This window comes from Sphingomonas phyllosphaerae FA2 (assembly GCF_000427645.1).
Classification (GTDB): domain Bacteria; phylum Pseudomonadota; class Alphaproteobacteria; order Sphingomonadales; family Sphingomonadaceae; genus Sphingomonas; species Sphingomonas phyllosphaerae.
Genome location: NZ_ATYK01000004.1, coordinates 81,385 through 100,486, shown reverse-complemented (window position 1 = coordinate 100,486; position 19,102 = coordinate 81,385). Strand labels below are relative to the sequence as shown.

13 protein-coding genes are annotated in these 19,102 nt (G+C 67.0%); 6 read left to right on the top strand and 7 right to left on the bottom strand.

Annotation, left to right across the window (positions count from 1 at the left end):
* Positions 1-138 precede the first annotated feature (138 nt).
* From SPHPH_RS0100375 to SPHPH_RS0100360, 4 genes are all read left to right on the top strand, one after another.
* Positions 139-1,206 carry a LacI family DNA-binding transcriptional regulator gene (locus SPHPH_RS0100375; RefSeq protein WP_051272725.1) on the top strand — a complete coding sequence of 356 codons (1,068 nt, stop codon included), beginning with the start codon at positions 139-141 and terminating at the stop codon, positions 1,204-1,206.
* Positions 1,203-4,286: a TonB-dependent receptor gene (locus SPHPH_RS0100370; protein ID WP_028964934.1), complete on the top strand. Its 3,084-nt coding sequence runs from the start codon at positions 1,203-1,205 to the stop codon at positions 4,284-4,286. The genes SPHPH_RS0100375 and SPHPH_RS0100370 overlap by 4 nt, the downstream gene beginning before the upstream one ends.
* Positions 4,287-4,432: 146 nt before the next feature.
* On the top strand, positions 4,433-5,908 hold the full coding sequence (locus SPHPH_RS0100365; protein WP_051272723.1) for a glucoamylase family protein: 1,476 nt from the start codon (positions 4,433-4,435) through the stop codon (positions 5,906-5,908).
* A 51-nt stretch (positions 5,909-5,959) separates the two neighbouring features.
* Complete coding sequence (locus SPHPH_RS0100360) at positions 5,960-6,316, top strand: hypothetical protein (protein ID WP_028964932.1); 357 nt, start codon at positions 5,960-5,962, stop codon at positions 6,314-6,316.
* A 77-nt stretch (positions 6,317-6,393) separates the two neighbouring features.
* On the opposite strand, the gene SPHPH_RS0100355 is transcribed toward SPHPH_RS0100360, so the two are convergent.
* Positions 6,394-8,163 carry a vWA domain-containing protein gene (locus tag SPHPH_RS0100355; protein ID WP_028964931.1) on the bottom strand — a complete coding sequence of 590 codons (1,770 nt, stop codon included), beginning with the start codon at positions 8,161-8,163 and terminating at the stop codon, positions 6,394-6,396.
* Positions 8,164-8,355: 192 nt separating this feature from the next.
* On the opposite strand from SPHPH_RS0100355, the gene SPHPH_RS20295 reads away from it, so the two are divergent.
* Positions 8,356-9,090 carry a LuxR C-terminal-related transcriptional regulator gene (locus tag SPHPH_RS20295; protein WP_051272721.1) on the top strand — a complete coding sequence of 245 codons (735 nt, stop codon included), beginning with the start codon at positions 8,356-8,358 and terminating at the stop codon, positions 9,088-9,090.
* A 69-nt stretch (positions 9,091-9,159) separates the two neighbouring features.
* A complete protein-coding gene (locus SPHPH_RS0100345; protein WP_028964930.1) occupies positions 9,160-9,720 on the top strand; it encodes a septal ring lytic transglycosylase RlpA family protein in 561 nt (186 codons plus the stop codon).
* A gap of 43 nt (positions 9,721-9,763) precedes the next feature.
* Here SPHPH_RS0100345 and SPHPH_RS0100340 read toward each other — a convergent pair whose 3' ends face one another.
* The 6 genes from SPHPH_RS0100340 to rfbB form a co-directional block, all read right to left on the bottom strand.
* Complete coding sequence (locus SPHPH_RS0100340) at positions 9,764-12,820, bottom strand: TonB-dependent receptor domain-containing protein (protein WP_238302772.1); 3,057 nt, start codon at positions 12,818-12,820, stop codon at positions 9,764-9,766.
* A gap of 313 nt (positions 12,821-13,133) precedes the next feature.
* Positions 13,134-15,533, bottom strand: a complete 2,400-nt coding sequence (locus tag SPHPH_RS0100335) for a M10 family metallopeptidase C-terminal domain-containing protein (protein WP_028964928.1) — start codon at positions 15,531-15,533, stop codon at positions 13,134-13,136.
* A gap of 60 nt (positions 15,534-15,593) precedes the next feature.
* Positions 15,594-16,169: a hypothetical protein gene (locus SPHPH_RS0100330; protein WP_156025723.1), complete on the bottom strand. Its 576-nt coding sequence runs from the start codon at positions 16,167-16,169 to the stop codon at positions 15,594-15,596.
* Between the two features lie 125 nt (positions 16,170-16,294).
* Positions 16,295-17,164 carry a glucose-1-phosphate thymidylyltransferase RfbA gene (rfbA, locus tag SPHPH_RS0100325; protein WP_028964926.1) on the bottom strand — a complete coding sequence of 290 codons (870 nt, stop codon included), beginning with the start codon at positions 17,162-17,164 and terminating at the stop codon, positions 16,295-16,297.
* Complete coding sequence (rfbD, locus tag SPHPH_RS0100320) at positions 17,161-18,048, bottom strand: dTDP-4-dehydrorhamnose reductase (protein WP_028964925.1); 888 nt, start codon at positions 18,046-18,048, stop codon at positions 17,161-17,163. The genes rfbA and rfbD overlap by 4 nt, the downstream gene beginning before the upstream one ends.
* Positions 18,048-19,097, bottom strand: a complete 1,050-nt coding sequence (rfbB, locus tag SPHPH_RS0100315; RefSeq protein ID WP_028964924.1) for a dTDP-glucose 4,6-dehydratase — start codon at positions 19,095-19,097, stop codon at positions 18,048-18,050. Before rfbB ends, rfbD begins: the two co-directional genes overlap by 1 nt.
* Between the last annotated feature and the right edge of the window lie 5 nt (positions 19,098-19,102).

Here is a 19,102-nt window from a genome sequence, read left to right as displayed (position 1 = left end):
GCTCTGGATTGCTTCCCCCGGCCTTCGCCGGGGTCGCAATGACGATCAATGGCTACCCGATTGATTATCACATTTCGCTCATGTAAGCGGTTTCTGTAAGCGGTTACAAGCCTGTACCGAGAGGATGCTTCGCCGGCCATGTCGCCTGCCCGACCCGACCCCGTCGCCGCGCCCGTACCGCGCAGCGCGCACGCCACGATCCACGACGTCGCGCGCGTCGCGGGGGTGTCGGTCGCGTCGGTGTCGCGGGTGTTCAACGGGCGCGACCATGTCCGTGCGGCAATGCGCACGCGGGTCGAGGAAGCCGCGGCGCAGCTCGGTTACGTCCCGCACGCCGGCGCGCGCAGCCTGAGCATGGCGCGCACCGGCGCGATCGGCGTCGTGCTGCCCGATCTGCACGGCGAATTCTTCTCCGAATTGCTGCGCGGCATGGACCGCGAGGCGAGCACGCGCGGGCTGGGGCTGTTGCTGACCGTGCTCCACGACGGGCGCGGGCTCGATACGCTGGCGGCGCTGCGCGGGCAGGTCGACGGGCTGGTGGTGATGGCGCCGCAGCTCGATCCCGCGGTCGTTGCGCAGCATATGCCGCGCGGGGTGGCGACGGTGTTCCTGGCGTGTGCGCCGCAGGACGACAGCCCGAGCCTGCGCATCGACAATCGCGCCGGTGCCGCCGCGGCGGTCGCGCATCTCGCGGCGGGCGGGGCGAAGCGGATCGTGCATCTCTCCGGCCCGGCGGGCAATCTCGACGCGCAGGAACGCCGCGCGGGCGCGGAGGAAGCCGCCGCGGCCGCGGGCGTGACCTTGTGCGTGGTCGAGGGCGATTTCCGCGAGGGCAGCGGCGCTGTGGTCGGCGAGTGTGTCGCGGCCGGTACGATCGAGGCCGACGCGATCTTCGCCGGCAACGACATGATGGCGATCGGCGCGCTGATGGCGCTCAAGCGCCACGGCGTCGCCGTGCCCGAACAGGTGGCGGTCGCCGGGTTCGACGACATTCCGCTCGCCCGGCTGGTGTCGCCGGCGCTGACCAGCGTCGCGATCGACATCGCCGCGATGGGCGCGCGTGCGGTCGCGCAGCTCGCGGCGCGGATCGCAGCGGCGCGTGACGGGTTTTTGGAAGGCGCAACCGGCGGAGCGGACGAAGCGATCGTCCCGCATCTGGTGGTGCGCGAAACGACAATGATAAGCAGGCAGGGAACAGGGTTATGAAGAGGAACGCTTTTCGGCTGGCGCTGGTCGGCGCGACGATGCTGGCGGGGCTGGGCACCGCAGTGACGTGGAGCGCGCCCGCCGCGGCGCAGGCCGGGCAGGCGGCGCTGCGCGGCGTGATCCGCACCGCTCCCGACAATCCGATACAGGACGTGACGCTGGTGGAGGTCGGATCGGGCTTCCGCCGCACCGTCGTGCCGGGTGCCGACGGCAGCTACAACTTCCCGTCGTTGCGCGCGGGCGCGTACCGGCTGGAAATCCGGCTCCAGAAGGGCACGCGCAATTCCGATCAGTTCACGTTGCGCGTGGGGCAGAATGCCGGTCTCGACCTCGATCTGACCACCGCACCCGCGCCGGCACAACCGTCCCCGGCCGACAACACCGCCGGCGAAACCGCACCGCCGCCCGCCGAGGCGCAGGAAGGCGACATCATCGTCACCGGCAGCCGCATCCGCTCGCTGTCCGGCGGGCAGGTCGGGATCAACATCACCCCGCGGCTGATCGAGCAGCTCCCGCAGAACAGCCGCAACTTCCTCGCCTTCGCCGATCTGGCGCCGGGCGTGCGCTTCATCGAAAGCGCCGACGGCAGCTCGCGGATTCAGGGCGGTGCGCAGGGCACCAATTCGGTCAACGTGTTCATCGATGGCGTCAGCCAGAAGGATTACGTGCTGCGCGGCGGGCTGACGGGTCAGGACAGCTCGCCCGGCAACCCGTTCCCGCAGCTGGCGATCGGCGAATATCAGGTGCTGTCGTCGAACTATAAGGCGGAGCTGGATCAGGTCGGCTCGGTCGCGGTGATCGCGGGCACCAAGTCGGGCACCAACGAGTTCCACGGCGAGGGCTTCTTCGACTTCACCAACCAGAACCTGCGCGAGCGTCGCCCGACCGAGATCTTCCCGAACAAGATCGCCAAGGTCGCGTCGGAGGACAAGCAGTTCGGCGTTGCGCTGGGCGGCCCGATCGTCAAGGACGTCGCGCATTTCTTCGTCAGCTACGAGGGCAAGCGCCGGCAGGTGCCGATCGACATCCTGCCCGGCAACGGCACCGCGGTGGCGAGCCTGCCCGCGCAGTACCGCGATATCTTCGGCTCCTATAATTCCGATTTCCGGCAGGACCTGTATTTCGGCAAGCTCGACCTCGAGCCGACCGACAAGGACCTGATCGAGCTGACGGGCAAGTACCGCAACGAAAGCGGGCGGCAGATCGGCAACGGCATCGCCGCCTATTCGACCGCGACGTTGACCAAGGTCGAGGAAAAGCGCGGGATGCTGCGCTGGCAGCATAGCGAAGAGAAGTGGATCAACGACTTCCGCGTCTCCTACGAGGACGTGGCGTGGTCGCCGCAGCCGGCCGAGAACGGCATCGGCCAGCAGTTCCGCACCACGACGCGGATCAACGGCAATGTCTCCAGCTTCGACCTGTTCCGCACCGGCGCCGGGCTCGGCTTCCAGGACAAGGGGCAGAAGGGCTGGACCGTCCAGGACGACTTCACCTGGACCGGGTTCGAGAACCACACGATCAAGGTCGGCGCGAAGGCGAAGTGGGTGCGGCTCAACTCGCTCGAGCAGAACCTCATCAACCCGCTCTATCGCTACGACACGACGCTGCCGGTCGCCGACGGGTTCAACGACGAGATCCCGTACAGCCTCGAATTCGGCGCGCAAGGCGGGCTCGATCCGCGCATCCGCTCGAACAACTTCCAGCTCGGCCTGTATGCGCAGGACGATTGGGACGTGACCGACCGGCTGACGCTGAACCTCGGGCTGCGCTGGGATTACGAGCGGACCCCGGCGTTCCTGAACTATGTGACCTCGGCGACCGACATCGCGGCGGTGTCGCCCACGAACTATCCGAACCTGAACAGCGCCGATTACAACATCAACGACTATATCTCGAACGGCAGCAACCGGAAGGCGTTCAAGGGCGCGTGGCAGCCGCGGCTCGGCTTCACCTATCGCCTCGACGAACAGGGCCGGTTCACGGTGTTCGGCGGCTATGGCCGCTCGTACGACCGCAACCAGTTCGACTTCCTGCAGCAGGAGCTGGCCAACGGGCGCTTCCAGCGGCGGCAGTTCCTGTTCCAGGGCGCCGACACGGTCAATCCGTGCACGCCCAGCGCGACCTGTATCCCGTGGAACGACGTCTATCTGACCGAGGCGGGGCGCCAGCAATTGCTCGGCACCGGCAGCGCGCCGGGCGGGCGCGAATTCCGCTTCATCAACAACGACCTGAAGGTGCCGTATTCGGACCAGTTCAGCCTGGGCCTGCGCGGGCGGTTCAATCCGGTCGAGCTGGAGGTCGGCTACACCCGGATCGTCAGCAAGGACGGGTTCGTCTATCTGCTCGGCACGCGTCGCCCCGACGGGTCGTTCTTCGCGCCGTCGCCGTCGACCGGCGCGCCGCAGGGCCCCGACACCAGCTTCGCGCCGGCCGGTTACGGCGCGATCATCCTGGGCGACAACGGGCTCGAGACCAAGGCGGACTCGGCCTATGCCAAGCTGACCAAGGCCTATTCGGCGGCCTCGCCGTGGAGCATCGACGCGACCTATACCTTCACCGCGGCGGTCGATAACCGCCCGAACAGCGATCAGTCGTCCTACTTCCTGCTCGATTTCCCGAAGGTCAGCGATTATCCGTTCCTGCGCTCGGGCGTGGTGCCGCGGCACCGCTTCGTGGTGGCGGGCAGCGCGGACACGCCGCTGGGCGTGACGCTGTCGGCGAAGTTCCAGATCGAGAGCCCGACCTTCCAGCGGTCGCTGCTCGACAGCGCCTCGCCGTACCAGCGCACGATCGTCGGTTCCGAGGTGTTCGGGCTGGGCGATCGCTGGGGCCGGCGCCAGCTCGATCTGGCGTTCACCAAGTACGTGCCGCTGAAGTTCATCAGCGACGAGACGCGGATCCGCTTCCGCGTCGACATCATCAACGCGATGAACGACCGCAACTACGTCGATTACAACAACAATCCCGCCGACAACACGCGCACCGCGGACTCGCCCAGCGTGTACCGCGAGGTGTCGAGCTACAGCATCGGCGGCAACCCGCCGCGCACGATCAAGCTGTCGGCAGGGTTCAACTTCTGATGCCTCCCCGCCGTCACCCCGGACTTGATCCGGGGTCCCGCTTCTTCTGCAGCGATGGGCAAGCAGCGGGACCCCGGCTCAAGTCCGGGGTGACGGCGAGGAACCAGCGGTGAGGGCAAGAGGACGAGGATGACGGAAAGGACCGCATGACGTTCGACCGACGCGACATCCTGCGCGCCAGCGCGCTCGGCGGGGCGGGGTGGCTGGCGGGGTGCACCGCCGGCCCGCTCGCCCCCACCCGCGCCCCGCGGCTGGCCTTCCCCGGCGTCCTTCCCGAGATCGGCACCACCCCCGCCAGCGCCAGCGACCCGCTGATGGACGACATCCAGCGCCGCACCGTCAGCTATTTCTGGAACACCACCGATCAGGCGACCGGGCTCGCCCCCGATCGCTGGCCGACGCCCAGCTTCGCGTCGATCGCCGCGGTCGGCTTCGCGCTCACAACCTATCCGATCGCGGCGACGCGCGGCTGGGTCACCCGCGCGGCCGCCGCGCAGCGCACGCTCGCAACGCTACGCTTCTTCGCCAATGCACCGCAGGGGCCCGCAAAAGAGGGCACCAGCGGCTATAGAGGCTTCTATTATCACTTCCTTGGCGTCACCAAGGGGCACCGTTTCGCCAAAACCGAGCTGTCGACGATCGACACCGCACTGCTGCTGGGCGGCGTGCTGTTCGCGCAAACGTGGTTCGACGACGAGACCGACCCTGCCGAACGCGAGATCCGCGCGCTCGCCGACCAGATCTACCGCGCGGTCGAATGGGACTGGATCACCCCGCGCAAACCTTTCGTGTCAATGGGTTGGCATCCAGAGAGCGGGTTCATCGGCTCCGACTGGAACATCTATAACGAAAGCCTGATCCTCTACGTGCTGGCGCTCGGCTCGCCCACCCACGCGCTGCCGCCGACCACCTGGGACGAATGGACCGCCAAGTTCGACCCGTCGTGGGACGAAAAATACGACAACCCCTTCACCGCCTTCCCCCCGCTGTTCGGGCATCAATACAGCCAGGTGTGGATCAATTTCCGTGGCCTTATGGACACTTACTCGAAGCGGCGCGGGTTCGACTATTTCGAGAACAGCCGCCGCGCGACCTATGCGCAGCGCCGCTATGCGATCAACAACCCCGCCGGCTGGCGCGGTTACGGCGAGAACGTCTGGGGCCTGACCGCATGCGACGGCCCGGGCGATTTCGTCCGCGCGATCGACGGGCGCAACCGCGAATTCTTCTCCTATTCGGCACGCGGCCCCGGCGACCGCGACGACGGGACGATCGCCCCGACCGCCGCGCTCGGCTCGGTGGCGTTCGCGCCCGAGATCGTGCTACCCGCCGCGCGCGCGATGTATTCGACCTACGGCACCGCGATCTACGACCGCTATGGCTTTCGCGACAGCTTCAACCCGACGCTGACGCTGACCGACGTCAAGCTGCAGCACGGCAAGGTGGTGCCCTATATCGGCTGGGTCGCGGACGATTTCCTCGGTATCGACCAGGGGCCGATCGCGTGCATGATCGAGAACTGGCGTAGCGGCCTCATCTGGAAGACGATGCAAAAGAACCCGTATATCCGCGCCGGGCTGGAGCGTGCGGGCTTTGCCGGCGGGTGGCTTTCTCCGACATAAGTGAATGATTTCACATGGTTAACCGTTAGAGGATCGCGGATGACGCCCCGCATGTCCTTCGACGTCGACCCATCGCGCGATCTGGTGCGCATCACGTTGGCCGGCTTCTTCACCCCCGACGACGTCGCACGCTTCGTCGCCGCCCGCGACGCCGCGCACCGCCAGTTGCGCTGCGGCCCGAACGCGCATGTAACGCTGGTCGACATGCGCGCGATGCAGATCCAGTCGCAGGAAACGGTCACCGCGTTCCAGCAGGTGCTGGGCGACCCACGCCATACCTCTCGGCGATTGGCGTTCGTGGTGGCGCGCTCACTGGCGCGTTTGCAGATCAAGCGCGCGGCATCGGAGCGACAGGCGACGTATTTCACCACCGTCGAGGAGGCGGAGACGTGGGTGATCGGGCGCTAGTTTTACATAATTATTTTTATTGAAGCGCGCATGCTGATTCACGCGCCGGTATATCGGCCCAATCTCCTGATCGAGCCCTACTCCCCGCCCGCCTGTTGCGCCTCGGCGAGCGTCGTCAGTTTCACGAACTCCTGCCGCCAGTAATCGCGCGGGCTGCCCGCCAGCCGGCGCGCGTCGGCGAAGGTGAAGCGGCCGAGATAGGTGTCGCCGCGCAGCTTCTGGCCATAGGCCGCGACCGCGGCGGCGAAGGCCATGTCGCCGGCCGGCGCGCGCGCCGCGGCGAGTGCGCTGGCCGGGATCGCGCGCGTCAGCTCGCGCGACGTGGTGCCGCCGGGCAATTTGTAGCGCAGCCTGACGAAACACGCCTCGGTCCCGCGCGGCGCGGCGGCCGGCGGGCGGTTGGCGGCATAGCGGCGCGCGGGCGTCCAGCCCGGCGATCCGGCCGGCACGACCTCGTAGAGCGCGGTCACCTGATGCCCCGCCCCCATGTCGCCGGCATCGACCGCGTCGTTGGTGAAATCCTCCTCGCGCAGCGCGCGGTTCTCGTAGCCGATCAGCCGATACTGGCTGATGCGCGCCGGATCGAATTCGACCTGCACCTTCACGTCCTTGGCGATCGTGACCAGCGTCGCGGCCATTTCGTCGCCCAGCACCTTCTGCGCCTCCATCGCGCTGTCGATATAGGCGTAATTGCCGTTCCCGACGTCGGCGATCCGCTCCATCATCGCCTCGTTGTAATTGCCCGCGCCGAAGCCGAGCGTGGTGAGCGTGATGCCGTCGTCGCGGTTGCGCTTGACCAGTTCCTCCAGCGCCTTGTTGTCGCTGATCCCGACGTTGAAGTCGCCGTCGGTGGCAAGGATGATGCGGTTGACCGCGCCTTTACGGAAATGCGCACGCGCGGTGGCATAGGCCAGCTCGATCCCCTGCCCGCCCGCGGTCGATCCGCCCGCATCGAGGCACGCGAGCGCGGCGTCGACATATTTCTTCTGCGCGGTCGGCTCGAGGACGATCCCGGCGCTGCCGGCATAAGCGACGATCGACACGCGGTCGTCGGGGCGCAGCCGGTCGGCGAGCCCGCGCAGCGCGGTCTTGACCAGCGGCAGCTTGTCCGGCTCGCCCATCGACCCCGAGGTGTCGACGAGGAAGACGAGATTGACCGGCGGGCGCGTCGCCGCCGCCACGTCATAGCCGCGCAGCCCGATCCGGATCAACCGCGTCGCCGGGTTCCACGGCGTGACCGCGACATCGGTGGTGATGCTGAACGGCTGCGTGGGGTCGGACGAGCGCGGGTAATCGTAGCGGAAATAATTGAGCAACTCCTCGGTGCGCACCGCCTCGGGCGGAACCGGCTGTCCCTTGGTCAGAAAGCGGCGGACGTTGGCGTAGGAGCCGGTGTCGACGTCGATCGCGAAGGTCGAAACCGGGGTGGTCGCGGTATCGCTGATCGTGGCGACCGGGCGACCGTCGTAGCGCTCGGTGTTTTCCGGCGCGCCATAGGGGGCTGCCGACGCGGCGGTGCGCTGTGACACACGCGGCGCGGGCGGCGCAGCCGGCGCAATGCCCGGCGTCGCGTTGCGGAACGGTGCCGGGGTCGGCAGGGTCTGCACCGACACCGGCGGAGGGGGCGGCGGTGGTGGTGGCGGAGGCGGCGGTGGTGGCAATGGCACGCCGGGTGCCGGCATCGCGACCGCCGATGGGCGTGCGTAAAGCCGCTCGGGCGGCGCCGCCTTGCAACGAACCGGCGAGTCCGTGTCAGCGCCGACGCGCGCCGCGACGCCGGGCGGCGGGGGAGCGTTCGACAACAGGGCGGGCGCGATCAACAGCGCGGTGACACGACGGGCGAACATGGCAACTCCCCTTTTGCGACGACGTCATTGCGTCGCCGTATCGGCAGCTTAGCCGGGCTTCGTGACGGTTCGCCATCCCCCGCCCGGCGAACATGCACACGGTGCCGCCGCACCAGCCCACGCATCCCGGTTGCCGCCGCGTCGAATGGTGATGTATCGATCGCGTCCCTGTCTCTGCCGGTAAAGACCCTCGTGCCCGACGCCCCCTTTGGCCTCAGCGACAAGGAGCGCGCGGTGCTGCGGCTGCTGACGCGCGGGCATGACGTGAAGAGCGCCGCTGCCGAACTGGGCCTGTCGGTGCATACCGTCAACGAACGGCTGCGCGAGGCGCGGAGCAAGACCGGGGCGAGCAGCAGCCGGGGCGCGGCGCGGTTGCTCGCCGAACAGGAAGACCCCGCAAAATCTGTTCCTGCGAAAATCGGGGTTCGCGCCGCGTCGCGCACCAGCGACCTTTTGTCCGCGCCGCAGGTCGCGGCGACGGTCGGCTCCCGCTTCCCGAGCCGTTGGGAATTCTATGCCATGACGATCCTTCTCGCCACGATCATGATCGCAGTCGGTATCCACGGCAGCAGCGACAAGACCGCGCCGCCCGCGCCACGCGTCGTCTCGACCTATCCCGCAGCGGGCGCGAAGGTCACGCCCGGGCCGCTGCGCCTGCGGGTGACGTTCGACCGGCCGATGCGCGCGCAGAGCTATTCGCTCGTGCGCAGGAGTCTCGAGACCTTTCCCGATTGCGCCGCGACCCCACTGGCGCAATCCGCGGACGGGCGGAGCTTCATCTGGGCGTGCCGCGTGCAGGCCGGGCATTCCTACGAAATTTGGTTCAACGATCCGCCGTACATGAATTTCACCGATCGCAACGGGGTCGCAGCGGTGCCGTTCGGGCTGCGGTTCGCCGCCAAGGCGGCGGGCCCGGCCAGACCCTAGCCGTGCGCTTCGGCGACGCGCGCGCGCACGGCATTGCCCGCGCGCACCTCGCCCTGTAGCGACCCCCGGATGCACGCGCTCCCCCGCCCCGCCTGGCTGATCGGCGCGCTGGCGCTGCTGCTCGGCGGTTGCGGTGGACGCTATCGCGCGGTCAGCGACACGCCGGTAATGATCGGCCGGCCCTATGTGGTGCGCGGGGTCAGCTATGTCCCGGCCGCCGCCCCCGATTACGACATGCTGGGACGCGCGAGCTGGTATGGCGGCGAGAGCGGCAACCGCACCGCGCGCGGCGAGAAATTCCGCCCCGGCTGGATCACCGCCGCGCATGCGACGCTGCCGCTGCCGAGCTATGTCGAGGTGACGTCGCTCGATACCGGGCGCGTGATCGTGGTGCGCGTCAATGATCGCGGCCCGTTCGCGCGCGGGCGGATCATCGATCTGTCGAAGGGCGCGGCGCAGGCGCTGGGCCTGCGCGACGCCGGGCACGGCGCGGTGCGGGTGCGCGTCGTCGAACCACCAGAGCGCGACCGCGAGCGGCTGCGCCACGGCAAGCCCGCCGAACCGCGCCCGAATGCCGATCCGCAGGCGCTGGCGTTCTGGCGCGCGCAGCTCGCGGCATCGGGGATGTGAGAATCACCCATGCCGGACGTCGGCATGGGTGATCCCGAGGCGATCAGAAGCGCGCGGTCGCGCCGACGACGATCTGCCGGCCGAGCAGGTCGTAGCGGAACAGGGTGTTGCTGCGCAGCAACCCGAGCACGCTGCGCGAGTCCGGCAGCAACGGCGGATCGCGGTCGAACAGGTTGTTCACCGCCAGACGCAGCGTGAAGCGCTTGGCGACGTCGAAGCTGGTCGACAGGTCGATGTAATCATAGGCCGGCACACCGGCGTAGAAGGTCCGGATCTGCGGCTCGTTGCGCGGGATACCCGTATCGGCAGGCGCATTGTAGCCGATCGTCATCGCCGAGGTGTGGCGCCAGTTGACCGAGACGTTCGCGGTTTTGTCGAGCGCCGTCCAGGTCGCGCGCAGGCCGTGCGCCCAGCGCGGCATGCTTTCGCCGCACCCACCGCCATAATAGCCGACGCAGTTGCGCGCCGCCGCGTCGGGGGAGTCCTGGTTACCGACGCGCGTGGTCAACGAGCCGTTGAACGACGTGTCGAGCGTGCCGACCGTGCCGAGCCCGAGCGTATATTGCGCCTGGAAATCCCAACCATGCGCCTGCGACTTGTAGCCGTTGCTGGTGCCACGCGCGAAATAGCCGCTGGTGGGGTTGCCGGTCGCGGCGCTGTCGAGCCGGAACGTGCCGGGGGTACGAACGACGCCGCGACAATAATATTGCAGCCCGGTGGTCAGGCACCCGTCGAGGAAGTCGTTGACCTGGAAGTAGTTGATCGAGTCATTCAGGTTGATGATGAACCGGTCGGCCGACACCGTCAGTCCCTTGAGCATGCGCGGGCGCAGGATGACGCCGAACGTCTTGGTATAGGCGGTCTCCGGCTTCAGGTTGAACCCGCCGCTGCGCACCGTACAGCTGTTGTCGAGGCAATTGAGCGCCGCGCTGCCATAGAGATTGTCGGGCAGCCCGGTACGGCGGCATTGCTCGAGCGACGCGGTCGGCGCGATGCGGACATTGGGATCCGACGAATTGGGATCGGGAGTCGAGGCGCACGGATCGTTGCGGCCGTTGCGATCGTAATAGATGTTGCTCGCCTGATCGGCCTCGATCACGGTCGGTGCGCGCTGCGCCTTGTTGAACGAGGCACGGAAGCCGATGTCAGCGATTGGCCCCCACACGCCCTCGACCTTCCAGGTGTTGAAGGTGCCGTTCAGGCGGTTGTACTTCGAGACGCGATAGCCGGCATTGACCTGTAGCTGGTCGGTATAGGGCTTGTTCTCGATCAGCGGGACCTGCACCTCGATATTGGATTCAAGCACGTTCTGCGTGAAGCGCGCGTCATTGCCGCCGTTGGTCTGGCGGAACTGCGCGTCCGCGCCGCTCTTGTAAAGTTCGGCGCGGAACTCGCTGGCGATCGCAACCGCAATCCCCTGTTCGGCGAGCGGTGAGGTGAGGCCGTATTTGCCGAGATCGCCGTTCAGCACCGCCAGCGCCTGCCACATCAGCGACGTGCTGTTCTGCGTACCATCGACGCTGGTGAACAGATAATTGTTGAGCGCCAGATTGTTGTTGTACGGACGGAAGGCATTGAACGGCACGCAGGCGCGATCGACGCCGCTGACGACCGACGCGCAGGTCGGTGTGCCATTGACGTTGACGACGTTGAGCGAGCGATTGACCCGGTCGAAATCGGGCTGCGCAGGGTAGATCGTCTGGCTCTTGAGCAGCGAATAGACACCCGCGATGTCATAGCTCCACGCGTCGTCGAGCACCTTGCCGCGCAATCCACCAGCAATGCGGGCGCCACGGTTCTCGAAGCCGGTTCTGACCAGCGGCGCGCCATCGAAGCGATAGCGGACGTCGAGCGGCACCAGCCCGCTGGTCGCCGACCCGCACAGGGTCGTGCGCTGCGATCCCGACAGGAACGGGTTGTCGCAATTCACCCGATACGGATCGCTGCCATAGGCACTGTACGAGTAAACGCGGTTGGGCAGCGTGTTGAACGATCGGTCGCGATAGAACATCGCGGTCGAATAGAGTTCGATCTGGTCGGAGATCCGCGCGCTGACGAACGCACCGGTGTTGATGCGATTGAAATTGCGCTGGAATGCCAGGTTGTCGAACGGATCGGTGGAGGTTCCAGGGCCGGAATTGTACGGCAGCAGCGTGCCTGAGCCGTTCGGATTGTTGACGAGCGTGCTGCCCCGCCCGATCCCGCCCGGAATGATCGTGCCGACCTGCGTATAGGTGCTGCGCGTGCAGTTGAGCGCCCCGGTCGCGATCGTCTGCGACACTTCGCACGCCGACAGCGAGCGATCGTCGAGGCTCACCTGATCCGAACGGCGGTAATTGGCGTAGCCCGAGATGCTGAGCGCGCCGTCGAGGAAGGTCTTGCCCGCCGACAGCGTGACGTTCGCGCGCCCACCGTCGTTCGCCCAGCCGCGCGCCGAGGGGAAGAAGGCGCGGTCGGCCGCCGCGGTGACGGCATTGGTGTCGTTGTGATGGTTGAAGAAGCTGTAGTTGCCGGTCAGCGAGACACCGTCATAGTCCTTCTTCAGCACGAAGTTGACGACACCGGCGACCGCATCCGAGCCATAGACCGACGAGGCGCCGCCCGACAGCACGTCGATCCGCTCGACCAGCTCGTTGGGGATCAGGCTGACGTCCATGCCATTCTGGATGCCGAGCCGCAGCCCGTCGACCAGCGTCAGCGTGCGTTCGAACCCGAGGCTGCGCAGCTTGATGCGCTGGCGCCCGTCGGAATCGGCGTAATTCTGCTCGGCGTTGGCCTGCACCTGCGGCAGGCGATTGAGCACTTCCTCGATCGTCGTCGCGCCCTGCGCGGCGATCTCGGCGGCGGTGGTGGTGGTGATCGGCGCGGCGGAGCGGTTGTTCGGACGCATGATGCGCGTGCCCGTGACGATCACTTCGTTGGCGATCGGCTTGTCGGCATCCTTGTCCGTCGCCACGTCGGCCGCCAGCTTGGCGGAGGCGACCGGATCGCCGATCTGCGTGTTCGGTGCGGTATCCGCCTGCGCCGTCGCCACGGCCGGCATCGCCATCAATGCCGCCAGACAACAACCGCTGGCCAGCAACCCTTTTACCACCATCATCGAGAATTCCCCCTTGCTCGCCAAGCATCCGGGAAGATCTGCGCCGCCGCCTTTCTGGCTGGCTCATGCGTCCGCGATCAGCTGATCCCCCAGCGTCAGCAACATGACGCTGTCACCGCGCGGGCCGTTTAACAATACCATTTTGTTTCATTCGTAAAAGCGATTGAAATGCTTTTGTATTTTCCCGCTGCCCGAATGGAGGAGCCGAGATGATGACCCCGTGAACAGAAACGGCGCGGGAAGTTAGCCTTCCCGCGCCGCGCGATTCGGGTTGTCGGCCGCAGGCGTCGCCGCCTGCGGTCGCCGGACCGGATCAGCCGAAGATGATGTCGGTCACCAGGATCTTGAGGTTGGTCTGGATCGAGAAGTCGGCAACGCCGTCCCCGTCCACGTCACCCTCGAGATAGTTGAGACCGTCGATACGGACGGTGTGCAGCTCGCCGGCAGTCTTGGTGAAGGCGCCGTCGCCGAGCCACTTGAACGGATCGATCGCGCCGCCGGTCTTGGCATCGAGCTGGGTCAGGTCGATCAGGTCGACGCCGCGGGTGAAGTCCTTGATCGTGTCCTTCACGCCGAGGTTGGTGAAGCGGAAGATGTCCGCCCCGGTGCCGCCGAAGTAGGTGTTGTTGCCCGCGCCGCCGATCAGCAGATCGTTGCCGTCGCCGCCCAGCAGCAGGTCGTTGCCCGCGCCGCCGAACAGCACGTCGTCGTCGAACACGCCGTCGAGCGTGTCGTCGCCGTCGCCGCCATACAGCGTATCGGTGCCGCGCCCGCCGTACAGCTGGTCGTTGCCGATGCCGCCGTCGAGCCAGTCGTTGCCGTCATGGCCGTAGATGATGTCGTCGCCGGCCCCGCCGAACACGGTGTCGTCGCCGCCATTGGCGTACAGCTTGTCGTTGCCGGCATTGCCGATCAGCGTGTCGGCATTGTTCGAGCCGTAGAGCGTGTCGTCGCCGCGGCCGCCTTCCAGCGCCTCGATGCTGACGAACTTGTCGCCCTTGGCATCGCCGACGGTGCCCGAATTGGACATCAGCGACGCGGTGACGCCGACGGTGGAGGTGCGATAGCTGGCGGTATCGAACCCGCCGTTGCCGATCAGCGTATCGGCGCCCGCGCCGCCGATCAGCGTGTTCGCGCCATTGTCGCCGGTCAGCGTGTCGTTGCCGCGGCCGCCTTCGATCCCCTCGAAATTGAGGTAGATGTCGCCCTTGGCATCGCCCGCGGTGCCGCGCCCGGTGAGCAGCGAGACCGCGACCGCATCCGCGGAGTCACGATAGCTGACGATATCGGTGCCGGTGCCGCCGTCGAGCCGGTTGGCGACGCTGTTGCCGATGATCGTGTCGTTGCCGCTGCCGCCGACCGCGTTCTCGATGATCGCGCCGTACGCGATGCCGACGTTGTCGGTCAGCGCCAGGTTGCGCTGCCCGCTGATCAGCTGCGCATAGAGCCGGTCATAGCTGGCCTGATCGATCGGACCGTAGCCCAGCGCGGCGCGATTGGCGTTGACCTGATCGAACGACAGCCGCTCGCGCACTTCCTCGATCGTCACGCCACCGATGCTGCTGAGCGAGCCCGGGTTCAGGTTGATTTCCTGATTGGTGCGATAGCCCGAGGCATCGAGCGTGTCGTTGCCGCCGGCATCCCAGATCGTCACGATCGGCGCCTTGTTGACCGTGAAGTCGAACACCGACTTGCCCGCGGTCGAATTGAAGCCATATACCGTGTCGCCGGTGCGCGTGGTAGTATCCGCGCCGTACATCTTCTGCACCGCGAGGATGTCGTGGATCATCGGCGTGCCGCCATAGGCATAGGCCATCGTGTTCCAGTCGATGTCGCCCGCGCCGATCGCGCCCGGATTCCAGTAGGACATGATCGAATAGTTGCGCGAATCCTGGTAATATTCCGCGCCGTTGGCGTAATTGACCGCAAAGCCGGGACCGAAATTGTAATTGCCCGGGTGCGACAGGCCAATCGCATGGCCCAGCTCGTGCGTCAGCGTGTTGAGACCATAGCCACCCGGCGTAAGCTGGAAGTTGCTCGCCTGGCTCGCCGAGACCCACACGTCGCCCACGACGCGCTCGATATCGGCGTTGACCTGCGCGTTGGGCGCATAAACGGTGCCCTGCGGCAGATAGGCATAGGCCTGGGTGTCAGGCGCATCGGCGAGATTGCCGAACGCGATGTCGGCACGGTACGGGGTGTCGACTTCCTTGAACGACACCTTCACGACGTCGTCCCAGAAGCTGATCGCCAGCCGCGCGGCGTCCTTCTGCTCGGCGCTGAAAGCGGAAAAGTTGTAATATTCGTCGAAATACTGCGTCGTGCCGTCGGTCCAGCGATAGGAATAGCCGTTGTTCGCCAGCTCTTCCTGCGAGGTGTGGAAGCCGAACGTGATTTCGTTCAGGTTGCTGTCGCTCTGCCGGCCGGGGTCCTTGCCGCCGATCCAGCTCGCGCCCGAGCGGTTCAGATAGGCCGCGATCTGGTCCGCCGACCAGATCGCCTTGCCGTTCGCGGCGGTGGTGCCGGCGAGATAGTCGACCGAGCCCTGCTCGCCCGTCAGCTTCAACCCGACCAGCGGATTGACCAACCCGACGTCCTTCTGCAGCCCGCCGGTGCACGCCGGGCAGGTGCAGGCCACGCTCTTCAGCAAGTCGGTCTGATGCTCCGAATGCTGGATCAGCTGATCGATCTCAGCCGTGTTTCCGATCGCCATAAACCCGATTCCCCTCTTTTTGCTCTCAACGATGATGGTCTGGTGGTGAAGCGCCCCGCGTTATGATCGCGGTGGTCCGTCGTTGGGCAGCAGCCGCCCGCGCGGCCTGCTGCCGGCCTGCCAGGGCAGGGTATCGGCGAGCAGCGCCGCGACCGCCCGGTCGAGCGCCGCGGCATCGCCGCCCGCGACGATGCGCGGGGCGGCAGCGAAGAATTGCCCGGATTCGGTGGCGTTGCGGAACGGGCGCAGCGTCAGCGCGATCGCGTCCGCGCCGTTGACCGGCATGACGGTGGCCTGCACGAGCAAGGTGACGCGCCCGGCCGCCAGCGTCGCGCTGCCGAGCGGCGCGGCGGCGACCGGCACCGGCGCGCCCTTCGCCGCCTGGGTCGCGACCGCGGCGCACAGCCGATCGTGGAGCGCCCCGGTGTCGATGCCGCGCGGCGTGTGGACGAGGCAGGTGACACCGAGCGCCGTGATGTCCTGCCAGAGCGGCGCGATGTTACCCGCAGCGGGCGCGGCCGGCTGGCCAGCGGCAGGCGGGCTGGCGGCATCGGGCTGGGCGCCCGCGTCGGCCGCGAGCAACGCCAGCGACGACGCCGCTGCGATCCCTGCCCCCGACCGATACCCTGCCGCCACTCGCGTCTCCCCCAAGGAGGTTTCGACGGAGACTGTCTTGTCGACGTGACAGCGTCAATGGGATTTTAACGAATGTCTCACCCGTGTTTCACGGCCGCAACATCGGCGCGGCGGCAGCACGCCGATCAGTTGCTTTCGACGACCTTCAGGATCGCTCGTCCATAGGCAGTCTTCGAAAACTTCTCGCCCGCCGCCCGCGCTTGATCAGCGGAGATAAACCCTTGCTCAAAGGCGATTTCCTCAAGACACGCGATCTGAATGCCCTGCCGGTGCTGGAGCGTGCGGACGAACTCGCTGGCTTCCAGCAAGCTGTCGTGGGTGCCGGTATCGAGCCAGGCGTAACCGCGCCCCATCTGTTCGACGTACAGGTCGCCCGCCTCCATGTAGAGGCGGTTGAGGTCGGTAATCTCCAGCTCGCCGCGTGCCGAGGGCTTGAGATCGCGTGCCATAGCGACGACGCGGTTATCGTAGAAATAAAGGCCGGTGACCGCATGGTTCGACTTCGGCTTCTCGGGCTTCTCCTCCAGGCTGAGTGCCTTGCCGTTTGGACCCAGTTCGACCACGCCGTACCGCTCAGGGTCCTCGACGCGGTAGCTGAACACGGTGGCGCCGTGCGTCCGCGCCACTGCGCTCGCCAACAGGTCGGTCAGATGCGCGCCGAAGAAGATGTTGTCGCCCAGCACCAGCGCGACATTGTCGCTGCCGATGAAGTCGGCGCCGATCGTGAACGCCTGCGCCAGCCCCTCGGGCCGCGGCTGCTCGGCATAGGCGATTGATAGCCCGAATGCGCTGCCATCCCCGAACAAGCGCTGGTAATTGCCGAGATATTCCGGGCTGGAGATGATCAGGATCTCGCGGATGCCGGCGAGCATCAGCACCGACAGCGGATAATAGATCATCGGCTTGTCGTAGACCGGCAGCAGCTGCTTGTTGACCGCCAGCGTCGCCGGGTGGAGCCGCGTGCCCGATCCGCCCGCCAGGATGATGCCCTTCACTGCTTCGCTCCGATCAATTCGTCGAGGATGTCGGCCAGCGCATCGCGCCACGGACGGGGGGTGATACCGTAGGCATGCTCGATCGCATCATGCGCGAGAAGGGAATTGGCCGGACGCCGCGCCGGAGTCGGGTAATCCGCGGTTGCGATCGGTTCGACGGTCGCGGTCGCGCCGTCACGCGTGCCGGATTGGCGGAATATCTCCTCGGCGAACCCCGCCCAGGTCGTCGCCCCGGCATTGCTGAAATGGAAGGTGCCCGTCGGCGCCTGCGCATCTTCGGCGAGCCGTATCGCGATGCGGATCAGCGCATCGGCGAGATCGGCGGCGCTGGTCGGGCTGCCGTGCTGATCGGCGACGACGCGAAGATGCCCGCGCTCGCCTCCGACCCGGAGCATCGTCCTGACGAAATTGTCGCCGTGCGCCGACACCACCCAAGCGGTGCGGACGATCGCGTGGCGCGCGCCGCTGGTGCGCACCGCCAGCTCGCCGCCCAGCTTTGACGCGCCATAGACGCCCAGCGGCGCGACCGCATCGTCGACCGCCCAGGCCCCGTCCCGATCGCCGGGGAAGACGTAATCGGTCGAGACCTGCACCAGCGGGATATTCGCCGCCGCGCAGGCGGCAGCTAAGGCGGCGGGGGCGAGGGCGTTGACCTGCCATGCCGCGACCTGATCGCGCTCGGCCTTGTCGACCGCGGTATAGGCCGCGCCGTTGATGACCGCCGCCCATGGCCGCTCCGCCACCATCGCGGCGATCGCCGCCGGGTCGGTCAGGTCGAGCGCGGCACGGTCGAGCGCCACCACCCGCCAGCCTGCGGGCAGCGCCACGCGTTGCAGCTCCTGCCCGAGCTGCCCGTTCGCGCCGGTCACCAACACTTCACGCATCATGCGATCCCGCGCCGCTCGGCCGCCTTGGCCGCAACCAGCGGGCGCCACCAGCTCTCGTTATCGAGATACCAGCGCACCGTCTTCTCGATCCCGCTCTCGAACGTCTCCTGCGGGTGCCAGCCGAGTTCGTCGCCGATCCGCGTCGCGTCGATTGCATAGCGCTTGTCGTGGCCGGGGCGGTCGGCGACCGAGGTGATCTGCGTGGCGTAAAGCGCGCCGTCGGCGCGCGGGCGCAGCCGGTCGAGGATCGCGCAGACGGTGCGGACGACTTCGATGTTCTGCTTCTCGTTATGCCCGCCGACATTGTAGGTCCGCCCGACCTGCCCGCGCTCGAACACCGCCTGCAGCGCGCGGACATGATCCTCGACGAAGAGCCAGTCGCGCACCTGGTCGCCCGCGCCGTAAACCGGCAGCGGCTCGCCGGCGAGCGCCTTGACGATCATCAACGGGATCAGCTTTTCGGGGAAGTGATACGGCCCGTAATTGTTCGAGCAGTTGGTGATGAGCACCGGCAGGCCGTAAGTATGTCCCCACGCGCTGACCAGGTGGTCCGACCCGGCCTTCGACGCCGAATAAGGCGAGCGCGGATCGTAGTGAGTGTCCTCGGTGAACAGCCCATCCTCGCCCAGTGAGCCGTACACCTCGTCGGTCGAGATATGGTGGAAGCGGAAAGCCGCCTTCGCCGCGTCGTCGAGCGCCAGCCAATAGGCGCGCGCCTCGGCGAGCATCGTATAGGTGCCGACGACATTGGTCTGCACGAACGCGCCCGGTCCGTCGATCGAGCGGTCGACATGGCTCTCGGCGGCGAGGTGCGTGATGACGTCGGGGCGAAACTCGGCGATCGCGGTACGCACGGCGTCGGCGTCGCAGATGTCGCCTTGTACGAAGCAATAGCGGTTCGACGACGCGACGCGCTCGACCGTCGACAGCGTGCCGGCATAGGTCAGCTTGTCGAAGTTGAGCACCTCATGCTCGCTATGCTCGATCAGGTGACGCACCAGCGCCGAGCCGATGAACCCGGCGCCGCCGGTGACGAAGATGCGCATGTAGT